Annotated in this window: 15 protein-coding genes and 1 pseudogene; 2 read left to right on the plus strand and 14 right to left on the minus strand. The window is 74.4% G+C overall.

Annotation, left to right across the window (positions count from 1 at the left end; translation table 11 throughout):
- Positions 1 to 287: pseudogene (locus tag ACIPN7_RS29340) on the plus strand (HNH endonuclease); the annotation flags it as partial.
- 77 nt (positions 288 to 364) lie between these two features.
- On the opposite strand, the gene ACIPN7_RS29345 reads toward ACIPN7_RS29340, so the two are convergent.
- Positions 365 to 1,204 carry a pyridoxamine 5'-phosphate oxidase family protein gene (locus ACIPN7_RS29345; protein ID WP_400550677.1) on the minus strand — a complete coding sequence of 280 codons (840 nt, stop codon included), beginning with the start codon at positions 1,202 to 1,204 and terminating at the stop codon, positions 365 to 367.
- Between the two features lie 169 nt (positions 1,205 to 1,373).
- Between ACIPN7_RS29345 and ACIPN7_RS29350 the strand changes: the two genes are divergently transcribed.
- Positions 1,374 to 2,702 carry a PLP-dependent aminotransferase family protein gene (locus ACIPN7_RS29350; protein ID WP_400550679.1) on the plus strand — a complete coding sequence of 443 codons (1,329 nt, stop codon included), beginning with the start codon at positions 1,374 to 1,376 and terminating at the stop codon, positions 2,700 to 2,702.
- A 52-nt stretch (positions 2,703 to 2,754) separates the two neighbouring features.
- Here ACIPN7_RS29350 and ACIPN7_RS29355 read toward each other — a convergent pair whose 3' ends face one another.
- The 13 genes from ACIPN7_RS29355 to phnD all read right to left on the minus strand — a co-directional run bounded on the left by ACIPN7_RS29355 (position 2,755) and on the right by phnD (position 20,846).
- On the minus strand, positions 2,755 to 4,599 hold the full coding sequence (locus tag ACIPN7_RS29355) for an ABC transporter ATP-binding protein (RefSeq protein ID WP_400550681.1): 1,845 nt from the start codon (positions 4,597 to 4,599) through the stop codon (positions 2,755 to 2,757).
- On the minus strand, positions 4,596 to 6,515 hold the full coding sequence (locus ACIPN7_RS29360) for an ABC transporter ATP-binding protein (protein ID WP_400550683.1): 1,920 nt from the start codon (positions 6,513 to 6,515) through the stop codon (positions 4,596 to 4,598). Before ACIPN7_RS29360 ends, ACIPN7_RS29355 begins: the two co-directional genes overlap by 4 nt.
- Before the next feature lie 95 nt (positions 6,516 to 6,610).
- A complete protein-coding gene (gene ddaH / locus ACIPN7_RS29365; protein WP_400550685.1) occupies positions 6,611 to 7,414 on the minus strand; it encodes a dimethylargininase in 804 nt (267 codons plus the stop codon).
- A 43-nt stretch (positions 7,415 to 7,457) separates the two neighbouring features.
- The gene (locus tag ACIPN7_RS29370; RefSeq protein ID WP_400550687.1) at positions 7,458 to 10,100 is read right to left on the minus strand and encodes a GNAT family N-acetyltransferase; all 2,643 of its coding nucleotides are present in this window, start codon (positions 10,098 to 10,100) and stop codon (positions 7,458 to 7,460) included.
- 8 nt (positions 10,101 to 10,108) lie between these two features.
- The gene (locus tag ACIPN7_RS29375) at positions 10,109 to 12,646 is read right to left on the minus strand and encodes a GNAT family N-acetyltransferase (protein ID WP_400550689.1); all 2,538 of its coding nucleotides are present in this window, start codon (positions 12,644 to 12,646) and stop codon (positions 10,109 to 10,111) included.
- Entirely contained in the window at positions 12,643 to 14,064 is a 1,422-nt protein-coding gene (locus ACIPN7_RS29380; protein ID WP_400550690.1) for a lysine N(6)-hydroxylase/L-ornithine N(5)-oxygenase family protein, read from the minus strand. Before ACIPN7_RS29380 ends, ACIPN7_RS29375 begins: the two co-directional genes overlap by 4 nt.
- Positions 14,061 to 15,710, minus strand: a complete 1,650-nt coding sequence (locus ACIPN7_RS29385) for a pyridoxal phosphate-dependent decarboxylase family protein (RefSeq protein ID WP_400550691.1) — start codon at positions 15,708 to 15,710, stop codon at positions 14,061 to 14,063. Before ACIPN7_RS29385 ends, ACIPN7_RS29380 begins: the two co-directional genes overlap by 4 nt.
- Before the next feature lie 136 nt (positions 15,711 to 15,846).
- On the minus strand, positions 15,847 to 16,725 hold the full coding sequence (locus ACIPN7_RS29390; RefSeq protein WP_400550692.1) for a universal stress protein: 879 nt from the start codon (positions 16,723 to 16,725) through the stop codon (positions 15,847 to 15,849).
- A gap of 63 nt (positions 16,726 to 16,788) precedes the next feature.
- Positions 16,789 to 17,418, minus strand: coding sequence for a TetR/AcrR family transcriptional regulator (locus ACIPN7_RS29395; protein WP_400550693.1), 630 nt, complete (start codon positions 17,416 to 17,418; stop codon positions 16,789 to 16,791).
- Positions 17,419 to 18,252: a tyrosine-protein phosphatase gene (locus ACIPN7_RS29400; RefSeq protein ID WP_400550694.1), complete on the minus strand. Its 834-nt coding sequence runs from the start codon at positions 18,250 to 18,252 to the stop codon at positions 17,419 to 17,421.
- Positions 18,249 to 19,124, minus strand: coding sequence for a phosphonate ABC transporter, permease protein PhnE (phnE, locus tag ACIPN7_RS29405; RefSeq protein WP_400550696.1), 876 nt, complete (start codon positions 19,122 to 19,124; stop codon positions 18,249 to 18,251). Before phnE ends, ACIPN7_RS29400 begins: the two co-directional genes overlap by 4 nt.
- The gene (locus tag ACIPN7_RS29410) at positions 19,105 to 19,920 is read right to left on the minus strand and encodes a phosphonate ABC transporter ATP-binding protein (protein ID WP_400550698.1); all 816 of its coding nucleotides are present in this window, start codon (positions 19,918 to 19,920) and stop codon (positions 19,105 to 19,107) included. The genes phnE and ACIPN7_RS29410 overlap by 20 nt, the downstream gene beginning before the upstream one ends.
- A gap of 2 nt (positions 19,921 to 19,922) precedes the next feature.
- Complete coding sequence (gene phnD, locus ACIPN7_RS29415; protein ID WP_400550700.1) at positions 19,923 to 20,846, minus strand: phosphate/phosphite/phosphonate ABC transporter substrate-binding protein; 924 nt, start codon at positions 20,844 to 20,846, stop codon at positions 19,923 to 19,925.
- Positions 20,847 to 20,849 lie beyond the last annotated feature (3 nt).

Consider the following 20,849-nt stretch of genomic DNA (forward strand, 5'->3'; position numbering starts at 1 on the left):
GCCGCGCCCACCACCTCGCCAAGACCCACCACGGCTGGAACGTCACCCGCAACCCCGACACCGGAACCACGACCTGGACCGCACCCACCGGCCACACCTACACCCGACCACCCACCCAGGTCGGCCACGTCAGCAACGACATCACCAGCCTCACCGACGACACCCGACACCACTTGAGACGGCCGGTCTCAAACAGCCGAGCAGGCACCACGTCATCCGACGGACCGCACTACGCGATGAGCATCATCAAGCCACGACTGCCCTTCCTCGACGAGCCGCCCTTCTGAGCGTGCCAGCGGTCCTGGTCGAGCGGACACCACAGCCAACAGCGCCGGCGACATCCCGGGTCGCGGAGGCTCCTCGGTCAGCCTCGCTCGGTCCCACCCAGCCCCGCCGCCCCACCCAGCCCCGCCGCCCCACCCAGCCCCGCCGCCCCACCCAGCTCTGCCGCGCGCCGCAGCACGAGCTCGGGCACCGGGTCGGCGACGTAGTCCTCGGTGACGGGCGCCGAGGCGACCCGGCGCACCGGCACGAGCCCGGCCCAGCCGTCGAGCTCGAGGTCCCCGGGTTCGAGCGTGGCTCCGCCCTCGCGCTGCTTCATGGAGGCCTCGGCGAGCGGCAGCGCGATCACGACGGTCGCCGCGAGCTCCTTGCGGGTCGCGGGGCGCAGCGTCGCGGCGCGCCCCGGCACCATGTGGTCCACGATCAGGTCGAGCGCCCGGCGCCGCTCCCCCGGGTCGGTCACCCGGCGGGGCCGCCCGATCACCACCGCCGACCGGTAGTTCATCGAGTGGTGGAAGCCCGTCCGCGCCAGCACCAGGCCGTCGAGCTCGGTCACCGTCACGCACACGTCCTGCTCCAGTGCCGGTGCGAGCCAGCCGGCCGCGACGGAGCCGTGCAGGTACAGGGTTCCGCCGTCGTCAGGCCCGCCGGGGTCGACTGCGAAGGCGATGGGCAGCACCACCGGGTGCGCCCCGGCCACGACCCCCAGGTGCGCGATCAGCGCGTCGGCGAGCAGCGCCATGAGTCGCTCCCGCTCGTCGACCTGACGGTTGCGGCCGCGGGTCGGCGTCGTCCGGCTCGTGGGCGAGAGCGGGGCCGAGGACAGGCCGGGTGCGGACGTGTCGGATGTGTCGAACGTGGACGGAGTGGGTTCGGGGCGACCGGGTGCGGCTGGTCCCGGCGTGAGCTGCTGTGTCGTCATACGGTTAGCCTGACCCCCGGAGTGGCTTACCGACACGGGCCATTCCGCCGCCAGTTGAACAAGCCACTCGCCCTGGGACACGGGCCACCGGGCTCCCGCACCGCCCCGAACGAGCCCGCGCCACCCGACATCGAACCACCCCACCCCACCCCGACCCGGAAGCCGCACCATGCTCCCCGTAAGACTCGACCGCACCCGCGCTGAGCCGCTCCCCGCCCAGCTCGCCGCCGCCGTGCGCGCCCTCGTGACCGACGGGACGCTCAGCACCGGCGACCGGCTGCCCTCCAGCCGCGCCCTGGCGGCTGATCTCGGGGTCGCGCGCGCCGTCGTCGAGCAGGCGTACGACCAGCTCCTGGCCGAGGCGTGGGTCTCCACCCGGCGCGGCGCCGGCACGTTCGTCGCCTCCGGGGAGACGCTCCCGGCGCAGCCACGGCCGAGCCGGCCCGCCACCCGGGCGACCAGGTACACGCACCTGGACGCGGGCACGCCCTGGATCGACCCGCGCCAGCTCGCGGGCTGGCGCCGAGCCTGGCGGGAGGTCTCCGCGACGACACCGCCGCGCGGCTACCCCGACCCGGGCGGGCTCCCCGAGCTGCGCGAGGCCCTCGCCGAGCGCCTCGCCCGCACCCGCGGTCTGACCGTGGGACCCGACGAGATCCTGCTGACCAGCGGCTCCACGGACGCCCTGCGCCAGCTCCTGGGGGCGCTCGGGCCCGGCGACGTCCTGGTCGAGGACCCGGGCTACCGGGCCGCCGTGGAGACGATCCGGACGGCGGGGCGCGGCGTCGTCGACCATCCGGCCCTCGCGGCCGTCACCGACCTGTCCGGGTGCGCCGCCGCGTACGTCACGCCCGCGCACCAGCACCCGCTGGGCCGGGTCATGCCCGCCGCGGACCGGCTCGCGCTGCTGGCGGCGGCCCGCGCCGCGGGCGCCGTGGTGGTCGAGGACGACTACGACTCCGAGTTCCGGTACGACGTGGCTCCTGTGCCCGCCCTGGCCGCTCTCGACCGGTCGTGCGTGGCCTACGTCGGGACGGCGTCCAAGTCGGTCAGCCCCGGGCTGCGGCTGGGCTGGCTCGTCGCGCCGCCGGAGATCCACGAGCGCCTCCTGGACCGCCGCGCGATCACCCACGACACCCCGCCCTGGCCCAACCAGCGTGCCCTGCTGACCCTGCTGCGCGACGGCTGGGTCGACAGGGTGGTGCGCGCCGCGCGCCGTGTCTACGCCGACCGGGCGCCCCGGGTCGCCGCCGCCATGGCGCCGCACGCCGAGCTCGCCGGGCCGTTGGCCGGGATGTACTCGACGTGGCTGACCGGCCCGGAGGCGGCCGCCGCGGCGCGGGCGTCGGCCCGCGCCGCGGGGTTCGAGGTGCGACTCCTGGAGCTGTACTGCCGGACCGCCGACCTGACGGGCCTGGTGCTCGGCTTCGGCGGGGTGACCGACGCCGAGCTCGACCGGGCCCTGGCCGCGATCATCGCCGGCCTGCGCGACCGCTGACGCGGCCCGGCCGGGCCGGCCGGCCCGGCCCGGCCGCGTCAGAGGGACCCGCTCAGACCAGCGAGTCCTGCCACGCCTCGTGCAGCCGCGCGTACCGGCCGTCGCCGGCGATCAGCTCGGCGGGCGTGCCGTCCTCGACCACCCGGCCGTGCTCCATGACCAGCACTCGGTCGGCGATCGCCACGGTGGACAGCCGGTGGGCGATGATGATCGCGGTCCGGTCGGCCAGCAGGGTCTGCAGGCCCCGCTGCACGAGCCGCTCGCCCGGCATGTCGAGCGAGGACGTCGCCTCGTCGAGCACCAGCACCGCGGGGTCCGCGAGGAACGCCCGGGCGAACGACAGGAGCTGCCGCTGTCCCGCGGAGACCCGGCCGCCGCGCTTGTTCACGTCGGTGTCGTACCCGTCGGGCATCTCCATGACGAACTCGTGCGCGCCCACCGCGCGGGCCGCCGCCTCGATCTCGGTCTGGCTCGCCCCGGGCCGGCCCAGCGCGATGTTCTCGCGCACGGACCCGCTGAACAGGTACGCCTCCTGCGTGACCATGACGACGGCGCGCCGCAGGTCGGCCGAGGCCAGGTCGCGCACGTCGATGCCGTCCAGCCGCACCGCGCCGGTGGACGCGTCGTAGAACCGCGTCACCAGCTTCGCCACCGTCGACTTCCCGGCACCGGTGGTACCCACCACGGCCACGGTCTGGCCGGCCGGGATCGTGAGGTCCAGGTCCGGCAGCACGACGGGGCCGTCGCCGTACTGGAACCGCACGTGGTCCAGCCGCAGCTCGCCGCGGGCCCGCTCGCCCGCGGCCGCGAGCGGCGTCGGGTGGGTGGGCTCGACGACGGTGGGCTCCTCGGCGAGCAGGCCCGAGACCTTCTCCAGCGCCGCCGTCGCGGACTGGAAGGAGTTGTAGAACATGCCGAGCTGCTGCACGGGCTGGAAGAACCGCTTGCAGTACAGCAGCACGGCTGCGAGCACGCCCACCTCCATCGCCCCGTCCAGCACCCGCCAGCCGCCGACGGCGAGCGCCGCGACGACCGTCAGGTTGCCGATGAGGATCAGGCCGGGCTGGAACCGGCCGTTGACGCCGAAGATCTGCAGGTTGGCGTCGCGGTAGTCCTCGCCGAGCTTGCCGTAGTCCGCCTCGGTGGTGGGCTCACGGCGGAACGCCTGCACGGCGCGCATGCCGGTCATCGTCTCGACGAACTTGACGATGAGCCGGGCGGACGCCGTCCGCTGCTCCCGGTAGTAGCGCTGGGACATGCGCTGGAACCAGCGGGTGAGCAGCCAGGCCGGGACGAACGCGACGGCGAGCACGAGGCCGGAGCGCCAGTCGATGAGCAGGAGGCTCACGAAGGTGAACACCATCAGCAGCAGCGAGGAGACGACGCCGGTGAGGCCGCCGTCGAGCAGCTCGCGCAGCGCCTCCAGGTCGGAGGTCTGCCGGGAGATGATGCGGCCCGAGGTGTAGGACTCGTGGAACTCGAGCGAGAGCCGCTGGGTCTGGCGGAACACGCGGCGGCGCAGGTCGAGCAGCACGGCCTGGGCGATGCGGGCCGCGGCCCGCACGTAGGCTCCGGCGGCGACGCCGCCGAGCACGGCAGCGACGAGGTACCCGGCGCCCGTCAGCACCAGGGGCGTGACCGAGCCGTCCTGCAGCGCGGGCACCGCCTTGTCGATGGCCACGGCGACGAGCCACGGCCCGGCGACCTGGCCGAGCGTGGACGCGACCACGAGCACGGCGGCCCAGCCCAGGGCCCGCTTGTGGGGGCGCAGCAGGTCGCCGAGCAGCTGCATGGACCGGGACCGGACGGCGCGGGACGCCTCCTTGCCGAGGAGCGTCTCGTCGTCCGCGGCGGCGTCGGTGGGACGACGGCGGGTGGGCTCGGTGGTGACCGTCATGACAGCGCCTCCTGGCTCGTGGGCTCGGCGTTCCGGGACTCGGTGCCCTCCGGCTCGTGGGCCTCGTAGTCCCCCTCGAGGCTCGAGATGATGTACCGGTAGTGCGGGTCGGTGGCCAGCAGGTCGTGGTGCGTGCCGACGGCGGTGATGCGCCCGCCCTGCAGCACGGCCACCCGGTCGGCCAGAGCCACGGTCGAGGGGCGGTGCGCGATGATCAGGCTGGTCGTGTCCCGCAGCACGTCCCGGAGGCGGGCCGTGACGGCCTCCTCGGTGGTGACGTCGAGGGCGGACAGCGGGTCGTCGAGCACGAGCACGCGCGGCCGGGCGGCGATGGCGCGGGCCAGGGCGAGGCGCTGGCGCTGCCCACCGGACAGGGACATGCCCTCCTCGCCGATGCGGGTGCCGACGCCGTCGGGCAGGTCCAGCACGAACTGGGCCTGGGCGACGTCGAGCGCCTGCGTCATGAGCGCCTCGCGCTCGGCCTCCGGCAGGTCGTCGCGCACGCCGAGCAGCACGTTGTCCCGGACGGAGGCGGAGAACAGCGTCGGGTCCTCGAAGGCGACGGCGACGCGTTCGCGCACCTGGGCACGGGTCATGTCGCGCACGTCGATGCCGTCCACCTCGACCACGCCCGCCGTGACGTCGAAGAGCCGGGGCGGGAGCATCGCCAGGGTCGACTTGCCGGAACCCGTGAGGCCGACCAGGGCAGTGGTGGTGCCGGGCGGCAGCTCCAGGTCGACCTGGTCGAGCACGGGGCGCTCGGCGTCGTCGTACCGGAAGGTGACGTTGCGGAAGGCGACGTGCCCGCCCCCGCTGCCCCGGGCCGTACCCGCGGCCGTATCCGCGGCGGGAACCGCCGGGTCCGTGAGCGGGTTGACGGTCTCGATCACCTCGAAGAACCGGTCGACGGCGGTCCGCGCGTTGAGCGTCATCGAGAGGGTCATGCCGAGGTCCACGACCGGGCCGTTGATGACCGCGGTGGTGGTGAAGAACGCGACCAGCGCACCGAGCGTCATGTCGCCCTGGGCCACCAGGTAGACGCCGACCACGAGGGCGGCGGCCTGCGTGACCTCGGGGATCACGCGGAGGGCGGTGGTCAGGCCGGCGTCGGTGGTGGCCTTGCGGATCTCGGTCTCGCGCAACTCGGAGGCCTGGTCGGTGAACGAGTCCAGCGCGTCCGGGCCGCGGCCGAACGCCTTGAGCACGCGGATGCCGTGCACGGACTCCTCGACGGTGGTGGCGAGGTCGCCCGACTGGTCCTGCGAGAGCCGCGAGATCTTCCGGTACTTGCGGGAGAACCGGAACGCCAGGATCGTCACCGGGATCGCGCCGCACAGGAAGATGATGCCCAGCCAGCCACCGGTGGCCACGAGCAGGCCGACGCCGACGACGATGGTCACGAAGCTGACCACGAGCTGCAGGATGCCGAAGACGAGCCAGCGGCGCAGCAGGCCGAGGTCGCCCATGATGCGGCTGAGCAGCTGCCCGCCCGGCCAGCGGTCGTGGAACGCGACCGGGAGGTCCTGCAGGTGCTTGAACAGGGCCATGCGCATCACGGCCTCGACACGCGTGCCGGGGAACATGACGAGCGTGCGGCGCAGCAGGATCAGGCCGGCCTCGCCCACGCCGAGCACGGCGACGAGCACGACGGACCAGGCCAGGCCCGTCCAGTCGTGCTCGCGGGCGCCCGCCGTGAGCGGGCCGTCGGTGACCCACTGCAGCACGCGCGGGATGGCGAGCGCCATGAGGCTGGCGCCGAGCGAGGCGACCAGACCGCCCACCAGGCGCGGCAGCGCGGGGCGGACGTAGGGGTACAGGCGGCGGATCGAGGCGAAGGTGCTGCGCTCGTCGCCGGGCGGACTGCTGGGGTCAGAAGAAGGATCGGATCGATTCGAGCGTTCGTCTGTGGGAGGCATCACGTCTATTATCCCGCCGGGCGCAAGTTGTTAGTTTCGGTAAGCACCTTCTTTCCTGTGACCTGCACCACAGGAGAAACGGCCCGGAAACGGCGTCAGCGCACCCGCACCGAGAGGCACGTGACGCAGCCCTCGAGCTTCTCGAACTCGGTGACCGGCGTGGTGCGCACCGTGAGCCCCCGCCCCCGCAGGAGCTCCGCGGTGTCCGGCGCGGACTCCGACAGCAGCACGGTGGTCTCGTCCAGCACGACGACGGCGGTGCCCTCCGCCTCCGGGACGGCCAGGAATGACTCGAATGCGCTCGGGTCGTCGACGAGCGGCGCGTACCCGATCACCGTGCCGTCCGGCAGGGCGGTCACGGCCGACTTGAGGTGCAGCGCCCGGGTCACGGGCACCTCGACGACGCGCCAGCCGCGGGGCTCCAGGAGCGCACGGAGCTGCGCGGCGCCCTCGGCGTTGGTCCGGGCCGTGCGCCCCACGTAGACGGTGCGGCCGACCTTGAGGATGTCGCCGCCCTCCAGGGTGCCCGGCCCGGCGATCTCGGCGACCTCGCGGCCGGCCGCCTCGGCGACCGGCCGCATCGAGTCGATCTCGCCGCGCCGGGACAGGGCCCCCGGCCGGGTCAGCACCATCAGGCCGTCGAACACGACGACCGCGTCCTCCACGAACACGCCGTCGGGGTGGGCGTCGGCCGCGGGCAGCTCGCGCACCGACCAGCCCAGGCCCCGGAACACGTCCACGTACCGCGCCCACTGCCGGGCGGCCAGGTCCGCGTCGACGGGGACGCGTTCGAGGTGCGTCAGCTCGCCGTCGGCCAGGGCGGGCGACGGCGGGCGGACGAGCAGGGTGCGGTGCAGTTCCTCCGGGGCCGGCTGGGCGGCGGGCTGTGCGGTGACCATCCCGCGACGCTACCGCCCCGGGCGCGCTCGCGGTTCACGGACCTTATCGGTCCAGGTAGGCCATCCGCGCCGTCTTCGGCCCCTGGGGCGACTCGAACGAGACCACCTCGCCCGCGGTGAACCCCATCACCAGCATGCGGCGCAGCGCCTTCTCGTTGTGCGCGTCCGGCTCCCCGACCACGCGGCGGGTGCCCGGCCCGGCGAAGAGGAAGCCGCGCATCGCGGGCCCGAGCACCGACCAGGGGTCCGCGGGCGCCCCGTGCCGGGCGACCGGGCCGCGGCTGCCCAGGAAGAAGTGCAGCCCCAGGTCGCCCTCCCGCACGTCGTAGGCGGTGCCGACGGGGTCGTGCTCCGGGTGGTAGGCCTGCACGAGCACCACGGGCTCGCCGTCCCACCGCACGAGGTAGGCGTGGTGGGTCTCCAGGGAGTCCACGAACGCGTACGTGTCGCGCACCTCGTCACGCGTGTGCTCCCCCATCCCCCAGAACGCCGCCCGCGGCTGGGTGAACCACCCGTGCAGCAGGTCGGCGTTGGCCTCCGGGTCCAGCACGTGCGCGGTGACGACGCCGTCCTCGCCGAAGTCGCGGCGCCACACCTCCGTGCCGCGGGGCCCGTTGAGCAGCCGCAGGCTGGTGTCCGCCGGGCGCAGCCGCTCCCAGTCGGTGACGACGGCGGAGGTGCGGGCGTCGGCCCACGTGGCGTGCTGGTCGTCGAAGTGCGGGCTGCCCGGGCGGCCGGCGGCGCCGAAGGGCACGCCCCACCGGCTGTTCGCGCGGTCCGACAGGTCCCAGACGTACCGCGCCACCGACGCCCGGTACGCGGTGAGCGCCACCCCGGGCGAGCCGCCCGTGCAGCGCACCGTCTCGTTGTTGCCCGAGACCGGCGCGGGTGCGACACCGAGCGCGCGGCCCGGCACGGCAGGCGCGACCAGGTCGGGCACGGGCAGCAGCGGGGCGGGGACGTGCAGGTCGCCCCAGGCGGGTTCGGCCGGGCCGACGGCGGACGACGCCACCTCGGCCAGCGCCGCGGTCGCCTCCGCGGCGGCGTCGACGCGCAGGCGTTGCCCGTCCAGACCCTCGACGACGAGCCAGTCGGCCGCGAGGATCCGGGCGAGCCCGGCCCCGACCGCCGTCGGCACGTCGAAGACGCCGCCGAGCACCGGCGTGAGCGCCGGGTCCAGCCCGTGCGGCTCGTGCAGCGGCGCGAGCACGGGGTTCCCGGCGAGGCGGCGGGCCAGGGCGTCGCGCCAGCGCATGTACAGGGCGGCGTCGGCGGAGGCGGCGTCCACGTGGGCGCCGTCGGCCACCCAGGCGCGCAGGCGGACGGCGGCCGCGGAGGCGTCGCGGGCCAGGTGCTCGACGAGCCCGGCGGCGCCGAGGTCGCGGGTGTCGCCGTGGATGCGCGCCTGCGTGGCGGGCGACTCCGGCCCGGCGGCCGCAGCGAGGAGCTGGCGGATGCGTTCCGCGCGGTACGGCGGGTAGGACCAGCCGAGGTCGTGCGCCTCCCGTCCCGGACGCAGGTCGCGCGGGCCGGAGCCCGGGCGGCTGTCCTGCCCGGCGGGCCGCTGCATGACCGGCCGCTCGTTCGCGTCGACGGCGACCTCGGTCACCCGCACCGGCTCCGGGAGGTCCACGTAGCCGTCCGCCGGCTTGGCCGTGGGCAGCGCGCGCTCCGACGCGCCGGCCGGCACCGCCGGGACCTTGCCCGCCGTCAGGCTGAGCACGTCGCCGGTGCTGTCGGCGGTGAGCACCCGGTTGACGGGGTCGACCCACCCGCCGAACGCGTCGGCGACGTCCCGGGCGGTGCGGGCGTGCAGCAGCGCGCGCCAGGCCCCCACGCCGACGTCGGACAGCTCGCGGGCCGGCCAGTGCAGGCGCCAACCCTCGGGCCCGCGGCTGTCCGCGCCGTCGGACACGACCTCGACGTGGTGCGCCCCGGCATTGGTGATGCCCCAGGCCACCGAGGCCTGCGCGTGCACCGCGTGCCCGAAGTGCGGCACGCCGGGCACGCCCGGGAAGGCGAAGCCGACGACGTCGTAGGGCGCGGCCGGGTCGGTGCACGCGAGCCGGACCTGCTGGTAGGGGCCGGGCAGCTCCAGGGTGCGGTGCGGGTCGCCCGCGACCAGCGGGCTGCCCGACTCGGTGAACCGGCCGTGCACCGCCCACGCGTTGGACCCGGAACCGCCGTCGGCGACGAACAGGCCCAGCACCCGGTCCAGCGGCACGCCCGGGACGTGCAGGTGCCGCGCCACGTGCGCGCGCCACAGGATGCTCGGGAACCCGTTGAACAGCACGTGGCTCGCCAGGAACACGCCGATCGGCGTCCACGGCGCCCAGGGCCGGAACGGCACCCCCGCGAGCTCCGGCACGTCCCGGCCACCCGCCAGCAGCCCGGCGTTGACGCCGTCCGCGTACGCGGCCAGCCACCCGCGCTCGGGCCCGGCCAGGGCGTCGTGGATCGCGCGGGCCGTGGCGGCCAGCCGCTCCCGCGCGGCGAACCGGTCCCACGCCTCCCCCGCCGCGCCGGCGAGCTCCCCGAACCGCTCCTCGGCGCGCATCCGGTCGGCCTCGACCTGCAACCCGCGGTCCTGGGCGGTCACCCAGCCCTGGCCGTAGGCCAGCGCCGTCTCGGTCGCGGCCCGCACGTGCGGGATGCCGAGGTCGTCACGAAACAGGTCGAAGTCCACGTTCCCTATCATCTCTCTCTGCGCCGCACGGGGTTCGCGAGCGTACCCGCGTAGATCAGCGACTCGGACTGGTTGGTCAGGTCCACCATCTGCAGCGTGTTGCGCAGCTGCAGCCGGTTGAGGCACGAGTGCGCGAACCGCGCGGCCCGCAGGTCGATCCCCGTCCGGGCCCGCACGTCGGGGTGCTCGGCCGCGTGCCGGTCGATCGTCTCGGCCACCAGGGCCCAGAACCGGTCCTCGGTCAGCACGCCGTCCTCGGCCAGGATGCCCGCCAGGTGTCGCAGCACGCCGTCGAACACGTCGGTGAAGATCGCGAGCGCCTTCTCGTCGTCGTCCACGGCGGCCCGGATGCGCTCGACGCCGTCCGGCAGGGAGCCGTGGCCGAGCAGGGCGACCTCCTCGCCGATGTCCTTCATGATCGCGCGCTGCACCACGCCGTCGCGCAGCACCAGGATGAGGTTCTCGCCGTGCGGCATGAACGCGAGCTCGTAGCTCAGCAGGCAGTGCACCAGCGGGTAGACGTAGGCGTCCAGGTAGGCCCGCAGCCACTGCTCGGGCGCGATGCCGGACTCGCGGACCAGGGCCGTGGCGAACGACGCCCCGCCCGCGTCGCGGTGCAGCAGGCTCGCCATGGTGACCAGGCGTTCGTCGTCCGCCAGCCGGGGCACGGGCGACTCGCGCCACAGGGCGGCGAGCATCTTGCGGTGCGGGTTGGGCTGGGGCGTGCGGTGGTAGACGTCGCCGGTGTACCCGACGGAGGCCAGCTCGCGCAGCACGCCGAACCCGGCGCGGCGCAGGGTCTCGTCGCCGCCCACCAGGTCCGCGACCCAGTCGTTGATCGCCGGGGTGGCCCGCATGTAGGCCGGGGACAGCCCGCGCAGGAACCCCATGTTCTGGATCGCGAGCGCCACCTTGACGTAGTGCCGCTCGGGGCGGGTGCGGTTGAACATGGTGCGGATCGACTGCTGGGCCTGGTACTCGTCCGAGCCGGGTCCGAGCGGCACCAGGTCGCCGCGGGCGACGTCGGCCGCGAAGGTGATCGCCACGCGGTGCTCCCACTGCCAGGGGTGCACGGGCAGGTAGAGGTAGTCCGCGGGGTCGAGGCCGCGGGCCGTGAGGCGGTCGGCGAAGGCGGCGCGCTCGGCGTCGGACAGCTCGCCCGGGGTGCCGGGGGTGCCGTAGTGGCCGGCCTCGGTCTGGTCGGCCGCGAGCGCGAGGTGGGTGTGCTCGCGGCGCGCGGCGAGCCACAGCATGCGCAGGCGTTCGCCGCGTTCGGGGGCGTAGGCGCGGTAGTCGGGCAGGGAGAAGCCGATGCGGCCGTTGTTCGCGACGAAGCCCGGGTGCCCCTCGGACATGGCGGCCTCGACCTGCTGGAACGCCTCCGCGGTGGCGTGCGTGCCGGACGCCGACCGGGCCGCCTCCAGCAGGCCGCGCGCCGAGGGCGTGGTGCCGTCGAGCTCGCGCTCCCGCTTCGCGGCCGCGCTGGCCAGGGTGGCCGACAGCTCCTCGAGGTAGGTCGCGAGCAGGGCGTCGGGCACCTGGAGCAGCGGCTGCAGCTCCGCGATCAGCTCCAGCGCGTCCACGGGCAGGGCGACGGCGCCCCGCACCCCGGCGTCGGCCGTGCGGCGGATGGACGCCGGGTCGATCACCCAGTGCTCCAGGGCGTAGCGGCGGGCGGTGAACCGGTAGGTGACGCCGTCGAGGTCGAGCCGGTAGGCGCCGTCGACGGTGCTTCCGTCCGGGGCGGCGCCCTCAGGTGCGGTATCCGGCTCCGGCGCGAAGAGCCGCTCGTGGGCGAGCTCCGCCAGGGCCTTGGCGGCCAGGTGCCGGTGGGCGTGCTCCATGAGCGGCGCGCTCAGGTGCGTGGCGATCATCGGGTCGGGCCGGTGGGTCGCGGGCTCCGGGTGCGAGTCGTCCCCGACGCCGTCAGCAGGGAAGCCGTCGCCCAGCGCGGACGCCGCGAAGTCGGCGCGGGTCGCGACGCTCAGCGCGGCGCGCTTGGCGTGCACGCCGCGGCCGAGGTCCACCTCGCGCAGCACGCGGAACCCCGCGGCGGCGTTCTTGGCGGCGATCTTCCGGTTGCCGACGTCGGGTTCGACGACGACGCGGACGGCGCCGCGGCCGGCTCCTGCCCCCGCGCCCGTAGCCGACAGGCAGAACCGCATGACCGCCGTCATCACGGCGTCGGTGAGCCCGTGCCGCGGGGTCGCGGGCGGGGCCACCAGCAGGTGCATGCCGAGGTCGCCGGGCTGCGTGTCGTGGACGCCGGCGAGCAGCACGCGCGGGTCGTACGTCTCGGTGAGGAAGACCGGCTCGCCGTCGAGGCGGCCGAGCCAGGCGTCCTCGCCGGGGCGGCCCTGGATGCCGGCCAGGTACTCGCGCACGTCGTCGACGTGCAGCTCGCTCATCTGCCAGAACGACGACGCCGGGTGCGCCAGCCAGCGCTGCACCAGCTCGGCGTCGCGCACCGGGTCGACGGGTTCGAGCGTCACCTCGCCGAGGCGGGTCGTGGTCGCGAACGGGTGGACCGTCGTCGGGGCGCTCACCGGGCGGCCTCCATCTCGTTGTCGGTCAGGTGCTCGGTCGGTTGCTCGGTCGGGTGCGTACTGCCAGGTCCCGGCCCGTCCCCGCCGTCGGGCAGGCCGAACTGCTGGAAGGCGATCCGGCGCTCGATCGGGTACGGCTCGCGGCCCGTGACGTTCGCGAGGACCACGGAGTTGCGCCAGGCGCCGAAGCCGAGGTCGGGGGCCGTGACGCCGTGGGTGTGCTCCTCGCCGCCCACCACGTGGATCCGCCGGTCGTCGTCCACGGTGTAGTCGCGGCGCACGGCGTAGCGGCCGCGCGCGTCGAGGTTGACCAGGCCGGGCGCCAGGAAGGCGGGCACCGAGGCGGCGTAGCCCGTCGCGGCGACGATCGCGCGGGTGCGGTGCTCCGCCGTCGTGTCGAGCTGGGCGTGGCGCAGGGTCAGCACGTACTCGCCCCTGCCCTGTGCTCCGCCGGCGTCGAACCGGGCCGCGACCACCTCCGTGTCGGACAGCAGCGTGGTCGGCACCTCGACGCCCAGGGCCGACTTGCGGTACAGGGTGTCGTAGATGTCGTCGATCAGGTCGCCGCTGATGCCCTTGTACAGGTTGCGCTGCTCACGCCCCAGCACGTCGCGCTGCTCGATCGGGAGCGACACGTAGTGGTCGGTGTACTCGGGCGACGTCATCTCGAGCGTCAGCTTCGTGTACTCCATGGGGAAGAACCGCGGCGAGCGGGTCACCCAGTCCACCCGGTGCTCCCCCGGCCCGGTGCCGCAGCCCTCCAGCAGGTCGCGGTACACCTCGGCCGCGGACTGCCCGCTGCCCACCACCGTGACCGAGCCGGCCGCGGCGAGCTCCGCGCGGCGCGGCAGGTAGTCGCTGGTGTGGACCACGGGTCCGGCCGTGGCGTCGTCGAGGCCGTCCAGGAAGGCGGGCAGCCGCGGCTGGGTGCCGGTGCCCAGCACGAGGTGCTTGGCACAGTATTTCTCGACACCGTGAGCGGTCTGTGCCGTCACCTCGAACAGGTAGGCGTCGTCGTCACCCGCGGCAGAGCCCGCCGGGTCCACCACCCGGACGACGCCGGTGACGCGCCGACCCCAGCGCAGCGCCGGGAGCTGCTCGGCCACCCAGCGGCAGTACTGGTCGTACTCGGCGCGCAGCGGGTAGAACGACTCGCGGACGTAGAACGGGTACAGCCGCCCCGTCTCCTTGAGCCATGCCAGGAACGAGTAGGGCGACGTCGGGTCGGCCATCGTCACCAGGTCGGCCAGGAACGGGACCTGCAGCGTGGTGCCCTCGATGAGCATCCCCGCGTGCCAGGAGAAGCCGTCGCGCTGGTCCAGGAAGACGGCGTCGACGTCGTCCAGGGGCTGGGCGAGCGCCGCGAGGCCCAGGTCGAACGGGCCGATGCCGATGCCGAGCAGGTCGAAGACTCTCATCGCGCCTCCCCCTCGCCGCGCGCCAGCCGCGGGTGCACGTCCCGGCACGGCGGCTCGTCCGTGTCCGCGAGCGCCTCCCCCGCGAGCAGCCCGTGGGCGGCGGAGCGGACGAGCTCCAGGACGCCGCGGATGTCGGCGAGCGTGGCGTCGGGGTTGAGCAGGGTGAGCTTGAGGCAGGGCCGCCCGTCGATGACGGTCTTGGCGACCAGGGCCCGGCCGGAGTCGAACAGCACGCGCCGCACCTGGGGCACGAGCGCGTCGGCGCGCTCGGGGTCGAGCCCGTCGGGCTCGTAGCGGAACAGGACGGTGGACAGGTCGGTGCTCCCCACCAGGCGGAAGTCGGTGTCGCCGGCGAGGTCACGGTGCACGGCGGCGGCCAGGTCGCAGACGGCGTCCACCAGGGCGCCGACGCCGTCCGCCCCGAGGGCGCGCAGCGTCACCCAGAGCTTGAGCGCGTCGAAGCGGCGCGTGGTCTGCAGGGACTTGTCGACCTGATTGAGGTCAGGGGTCCGCTCCCCGGCTTCCTCCGCCGGGTTGAGGTAGTCGGCGTGCCATGCCACGGGGGCGAGGTCGGGCCGCTCGCGCACGATGAGCGCACTGGAGGAGACGGGCTGGAAGAAGGACTTGTGGAAGTCGACGGTGACGCTGCGGGCCCGCTCGATCCCGTCGAGCAGGTGCCGGCGCGTGGGGCTGACCAGCAGGCCGCAGCCGTAGGCGGCGTCGACGTGCAGCCAGGTGCCGACGGCGTCGCACAGGTCGGCGATGGGGACCAGGGGGTCGATGCGGCCGCGGTCGGTGGTGCCGGCGGTCGCGACCACGGCGACCACCGTGTCGCCCGTGCGCTCGATGTCGACGAGGGTCTGGCCGAGGGCGTCCGGGCTCATCCGGCCCTCTGCGTCGGTGCCCACCTCGACCACGGCGTCGTGCGGCAGGCCCAGCAGCAGCGCGGACTTCGCGACGCTGAAGTGGCTCGCGCCCGTGGCAAGGATCCGCATCGACTCCAGTCCGACGCCGTCGCGACGGGCGCGCTCCCGGGCCAGGAACAGCGCCTGGAAGTTGGACTGGGTGCCGCCCGAGGTGAAGATGCCGTCCGCACCGTGCCGCTCGCCCGCGGCGTCGCCGTCCCCGTCGCCGTCCCCGTCCCCGTCCCCGTCCCCGTCCCCGTCCCCAGGCAGGGCGAAGCCGATGCGGCCCGCCGTCCACTCGACCAGGCGTCGCTCCATGAGGGTGGCGACCGTGGACTGGTCGTAGGTGTCGACCGAGGTGTTGATCGCCGCGAGCATCGTCTCCGCGCCGACGGCGGGCAGCGCGACCGGGCAGTTCAGGTGCGCGGCGTAGGTGGGTTCGTGGAACCAGATCGCATGCCGCGCGTACAGGTCCGCGGCCTCGCGCAGCGCCGCCTGCGTGCCCGACGGCGGGCCGTCCAGGTCGACGGCGTCCACGAGGCCCTGCAGCTCGGAGCGGCTGGCGCCGGAGAACGGCTGGGTCACGGAGGTGAGCCGTGCGGCGATGTCGTCGGCGACCGCGCGGACGGTGTCCGCATAGGTGCTCGCGGTGGCCCCGCGCAGCAGCGCGGTCGTGTCGTGGCTCGAACCCGAGGGTGCGGTGGGCACTGGCTGCGTCACTGCGGGCAGGTGTGAGGGCATGCGGAAGGCTCCTCGTGCAGGCGAAAGGAACGCCGCCCGGACCGGACGGCGTGGTGCGACTTAGGTTTGCCTGACCTAACTTAATCCTTCGGGCACCCGCGTCAAGCCATGCGGGGAACCCGGTACGTGGCGCCCGTCACTCCGCCGGCGGCACGACCGCCACCGGGCAGGGCGCGTGGTAGATCAGGGCCTGGCTGGTGGAGCCCAGCAGCAGGCCGCGAAACCCTCCGCGCCCGCGGGAGCCCACCACGACGAGCCGGGAGTCCTTGGCCCGGTCGAGCAGGGCGGCCGTCGGGCCGTCCGGGGCGACGACCCGCTCGACACGCACGTCCGGGTGGTCCGCCCGGGCGTCGGCGAGCCAGCGGTCCAGCGCCTGGGCGCCGTGCTCCCGCAAGGCCTGCTCCTGCGCATCCTGCCCCCGGACCCCGTGCCGGGCCGCGGCCGACGCGTCCCGCCACGCGTGCACCGCGACGAGCGGCGCGTCGCGGAGGGCGGCGGCGTCGAAGGCGAAGCGGATCGCCTCCCGGCTCGTGGGCGACCCGTCGACACCGACGAGCACCGGGCCCTCCTGCGCCGGCGTGCCGCGTACCACCACGACCGGGCAGTGCCCGTGCGTGGCCACGGCCACCGCGATCGAGCCCACCAGCAGCCCGGTGAACCCACCGAGACCGCGCGAGCCCAGCACCATCAGGCCCGCCGCCGCCGACCTGCCCACGAGCTGGCCCGCCACCGAGCCGCTGGCCAGCCTCGTGCCGGCCGGGACGTCGGGCGCCTCCTGCGCGGCCGCCGCGGCGGCGTCGGCGAGCCACTGGCGTCCCTGCTCGATCAGCCCGTCCTCGTACGGCCCGAGCGTCGCGGCGTGCGGGACGCCGGGAGGCACCGGCGTCCACACGCTGACGAGGACCAGCGGCACGCCGCGCCCGGCGGCCTCGCGCGCCGCCCAGCGCACGGCCCGCGTGGCCGACTCCGAGCCGTCCACGCCCACCATGACCGGCAGGTCTCTCGTCTCGCTCATGAACGCCATCGTGACACCGGATCGCGGTCCGGGCCTGGCCGGGCCTGGCCGAGGTACGTGCGCTCAGGCCGGCCCCGCCGCCATGCCACGCCACGCGACGCGGATGCCCTCGCGACAGCGGGCCAGCGCCTCCGGGTCGTCCAGGGTCACGCCCCGCACCACGAACTGGTAGTAGAAGACCCCGTTGATCAGGTCGATGCAGGCGTCGACGTCGATGCCGGGGCGCAGCACGCCCCGCTCGATCCCGGCCCGCAGCACCGCGATCATGCCGGCGCGGCGCCGCGAGACGTGCGACCGCCAGTACGCCTGGGCGAGCTTGCGGTCGGTCATCGCCAGCCGCATGCGCAGCCGGAACCGCTCCTCGGAGTACGTCTCGCGCATCGTGCTGGACGACATGGTGGACGACATGGTGGACGACGACGTGGTGTACGCGTCGAGCACGTTCTGCAGGAGGTCGCCCTCCAGCGGGATGGTGTGCGGCGCGCGGCCCCGGTCCAGGGCCGTGGCGACGAGGTCGGTCATGCTGGGCCACCGCCGGTAGATCGCCGCGCGGCTGACGCCGCTGCGCTCCACGACGCGGCTCACCGTGATCTCCTCGCCCCGCTCCAGGAGCTCGACGGCGGCGTCCACGATCCGCTCGTCGTGCCCCTGGGCGCGTGGGCGGCCGGGGCCGCGCGGGGTGTCGTCCGCCACCTACGCGGCGCCCGGCGCGGTACCCGTGCCCGCGAGCGCCCTGGCCCGCAGCTGGGCGACGAGCCCGTCGGTCAGCCCGGCGGCACGCAGCGGTGCCAGTGGGTCGCCGTGCCGCTCGGTGAGCGCCGCGAACAGCTCGTGCATCGGGGCCGGCGAGAACTCCGTGCTGACGGCGGCCAGGGCTGCGGCGTCCAGCTCGATGCCGAACCGGCTCATGAGGGGCCGCATCACGGGCGAGATGCGCGCCATGATGGCGGCGGAGTTCTCGCCGGTGCGCACGTAGTCGGCCACGATGTGGTCCTGGTCCGCGCCGAGCGCGAGCAGCAGCGACGCGGCGAGTACGCCGGTGCGGTCCTGGCCGGCGGCGCAGTGGAACGCGACGGTGCCCGGCGCGTGGGCGATGATCGCGAGGGCCGTGACGATCTGCGGGGCGGCGCCCTCGTACATCCTCAGGTACATCCGGCCGAACCTGGTCTGGTCCATCATCTCGGCGGCCGTCCCGGCGGCCACCTCGGCGGGTTCAGCCGGGTGCGCCCCGGGGTCGCCGGCGGCCGCGCCGATGTCGGCCAGCAGGGGCACGTGGTGGTAGCTCACGTTCGAGTGCGTGCCGAGCGGGCCGCGGCCGGTCACGCCGAGCTCGTCGGTCGAGCGCAGGTCGATGATCGCGCGCACGCCGGCGTCGACCAGGCCGCGGGCGACGTCGTCCGTCACCAGGGCGAGGTCGTCGGCGCGGAGGGCGAAGCCCTCCCGGACGACGCCGCCGGCGACGGGGATGCCGCCCAGGTCGCGCAGGTTGACGGGGGCGCTGAGCGTGAGCGCGGGAGTGGTGGTCATGTGATCTTCCTTCGGATGACGGCGCTGGCCTGGTCGATGACCGTGACCAGCACGATGATGCAGACGACTATCGCGGACAGGTGGCCGTAGTCGTACATGCGCATGGCCGTGGTGAGCTCCAGGCCGATGCCGCCGGCGCCGACCATGCCGAGGATGGTCGCACCGCGCACGTTGCCCTCGAAGAGCAGCAGCGTGTACGAGACCAGCAGCGGCCCGGCCTGGGGCAGCACCCCGTACTGGACGACCTGCCGCCGGGAGGCGCCGACCGCGCGCACGGCGGTCACCGGGCCCTCGTCGACGGCCTCCATGGCCTCCGCGAAGACCTTGCCGATCGAGCCGATCGAGCCGACGGTCATGGCGAGGATGCCGGCGAACGGCCCCAGCCCCACGGCGGAGACGAACATCAGGGCGAACACGAGGTCGGGCAGGGAGCGGATCACGTTCATGACCCACCGCGTCGGGTAGTACAGCCAGCGTGGTGCGATGTTCGACGCCGCGCCGAAGGCGACCACGAGCGAGAGGACCGCGCCGAGCACGGTGCCCACGATCGCCATCTGGAGTGTCTCGACGAGCAGCTCGACGATGGTGCCGAACTTGTCCCAGGTGGGCGGGAAGAGCCGCAGCAGGAAGTCGCCCATGTTCACGGTGCCCTCGCCGAGCTTCGCGAAGTCGAACTCCGCGCCGACGAACGACCACACCAGCAGGATGGCGACGACGGGCAGGCCGAGCAGGAACCGCGCGCGGGGCACGTTGACGGCGCGTTCCAGGCGGGCGCGCGTGCGCGGGTCGAGCTGCTGCTCCGGCGCGCTCCGGCGGCTCCGGCCGCGCCGGGGCGCGGTCGGCGCGGCGGGATCAGACGAGATCGTCGACACGGTGGGCCTCCTTCTCGTCGTCGTGAGCCTCGTCGTCGTGGATCTCGTCATCGTGGCTGTAGAGCACGTCGAGCGCCGCGGCGTCGAGCCGGTCGGTGGGCGCCGAGACGAGCACCCTGCCGTGCCGCAGGCCCACGATGCGGTCGGAGTGCTCCAGCGCGAGCGGCAGCACGTGCAGGCTCACGAGCACGGGGATCCCGTCCTGGTGCGCAATCTCGCGCAGCAGCTCCAGCACGGCGTGCGACATCCTCGGGTCGAGCGAGGCGACGGGCTCGTCCGCGAGGATGATCCGGGGCTCCTGCATGAGCGCGCGGGCGATCGCGACGCGCTGCTGCTGCCCGCCCGAGAGGGAGCGCGCCTGCTCGGTGGCCTTGTGGGCGATGCCGACGCGATCGAGCAGCTCCAGGGCGCGCCGTCGGTGCGCCCCGGAGAACCCGCCGGCGAGGTTGAGCGGGCCGGCGTCGTGCAGCGCCCCGGTCAGCACGTTGGTGAGCACGCTGAGCCGGCCGACCAGGTTGAACTGTTGGAACACCTGGCCCACGCAGGCGCGCACGTCGCGCAGCCGGCGGCGCGGGAGATGCGTCAGGTCGTGCCCGACGACGTGCGCCGCTCCGCCGGTGATCGGCGCGAAGCCCGTCAGGCTGCGCATCAGGGTCGACTTGCCGGAGCCGGACGAGCCCAGGAGCGCGACCATCTCGCCCGGGAACAGGTCGAGGTCGACGCCGTCGAGCACGAGGGGGCCGTCGCCGTAGGCGACCCGCAGGTCGCGCACCGAGACGAGTGCTGGGCCGGTCATGCTCAGCCCAGGTCCGAGATGTCGACGTCGGCGATCGCGGCGATGTCGACGAAGGGCTGGAAGGTCGACGGGTCGGGGTCGACGATCGGCTCGGTGCCCTGCATCGCCTCGAACATCGCGCCGAGGGCGTCGGCGTTCTCCTCGACGAACACCTGGGGCAGGGCCTGCTTCAGCAGCTCGCGCTTGTCGTCGGCGAGCTCCTGGTCGGCGAGCACGGTGACGGCGACCGGCATCGACGCGCTCTCCCCGATCGAGCGGGTCTCGCCCTTCTCGAAGGGGAACATCGGGTCGCCCTGGCCTGCCATCGCCGGGAAGATCGTGGACGTGCAGGCCACGTCGACCTGGCCCTCCTTGAGGGCGGTGAAGCTCATGTCGTGCCCGCCGCTGAACATCGGCGTGTAGTCGGCGTCCTGCTCCAGGCCGGCGTCGTGCAGCATGGCCACCGGCATGAAGTAGCCGCTGCTGGACGCCGGGTCGGCGAACGCCACCACGGTCTCGGGCGTGATGTCGTCGAGCGACTCCAGGGGCGAGCCGTCGAGCACGAGGCAGGTCGAGACCGGGTCATCGTTGCCCGGCCAGGCGACCAGCGAGTCGACCTCCCCCGTGTTGACCGCGAGCGCGGACGGGAAGCCGCTCATGAAGCCGATGTCGACGTGGTGGTTGCGCAGGGCCTCGACGACGGCCGTGTAGTCGGGCACGTCGACGATCTCGACCTCGCGGCCGGTCTCGGCCTCGACCAGGCCCGCGAACGCCTCGATGGGATTCTCGGCGCCGGGGTCGTCGCCGAGCGGGGTGGTGGCGAAGGTGATGGGGGCGTCCGGGTCCGACGCCGCGGCGTCGGCGGAGGCGGTGCCGGAGCAGCCGGCGAGCAGGACGGTGGTGCCGAGGGCGAGCAGGCCCAGAGCCGGGAGTGCGCGGGGGCGCATGGG

The organism is Promicromonospora sp. NPDC090134 (assembly GCF_044746965.1).
Taxonomy (GTDB): Bacteria; Actinomycetota; Actinomycetes; order Actinomycetales; family Cellulomonadaceae; genus Promicromonospora.

What these genes read in the sequence shown, in the direction of transcription:
- ACIPN7_RS29345 (WP_400550677.1), bottom strand. Translation starts at nt 1,204, where the DNA reads ATGACGACACAGCAGCTCACGCCGGGACCAGCCGCACCCGGTCGCCCC.
- ACIPN7_RS29350 (WP_400550679.1), top strand. Translation starts at nt 1,374, where the DNA reads ATGCTCCCCGTAAGACTCGACCGCACCCGCGCTGAGCCGCTCCCCGCC.
- ACIPN7_RS29355 (WP_400550681.1), bottom strand. Translation starts at nt 4,599, where the DNA reads ATGACGGTCACCACCGAGCCCACCCGCCGTCGTCCCACCGACGCCGCC.
- ACIPN7_RS29360 (WP_400550683.1), bottom strand. Translation starts at nt 6,515, where the DNA reads ATGCCTCCCACAGACGAACGCTCGAATCGATCCGATCCTTCTTCTGAC.
- ddaH (WP_400550685.1), bottom strand. Translation starts at nt 7,414, where the DNA reads ATGGTCACCGCACAGCCCGCCGCCCAGCCGGCCCCGGAGGAACTGCAC.
- ACIPN7_RS29380 (WP_400550690.1), bottom strand. Translation starts at nt 14,064, where the DNA reads ATGAGAGTCTTCGACCTGCTCGGCATCGGCATCGGCCCGTTCGACCTG.
- ACIPN7_RS29385 (WP_400550691.1), bottom strand. Translation starts at nt 15,710, where the DNA reads ATGCCCTCACACCTGCCCGCAGTGACGCAGCCAGTGCCCACCGCACCC.
- ACIPN7_RS29390 (WP_400550692.1), bottom strand. Translation starts at nt 16,725, where the DNA reads ATGAGCGAGACGAGAGACCTGCCGGTCATGGTGGGCGTGGACGGCTCG.
- ACIPN7_RS29400 (WP_400550694.1), bottom strand. Translation starts at nt 18,252, where the DNA reads ATGACCACCACTCCCGCGCTCACGCTCAGCGCCCCCGTCAACCTGCGC.
- ACIPN7_RS29410 (WP_400550698.1), bottom strand. Translation starts at nt 19,920, where the DNA reads ATGACCGGCCCAGCACTCGTCTCGGTGCGCGACCTGCGGGTCGCCTAC.
- phnD (WP_400550700.1), bottom strand. Translation starts at nt 20,846, where the DNA reads ATGCGCCCCCGCGCACTCCCGGCTCTGGGCCTGCTCGCCCTCGGCACC.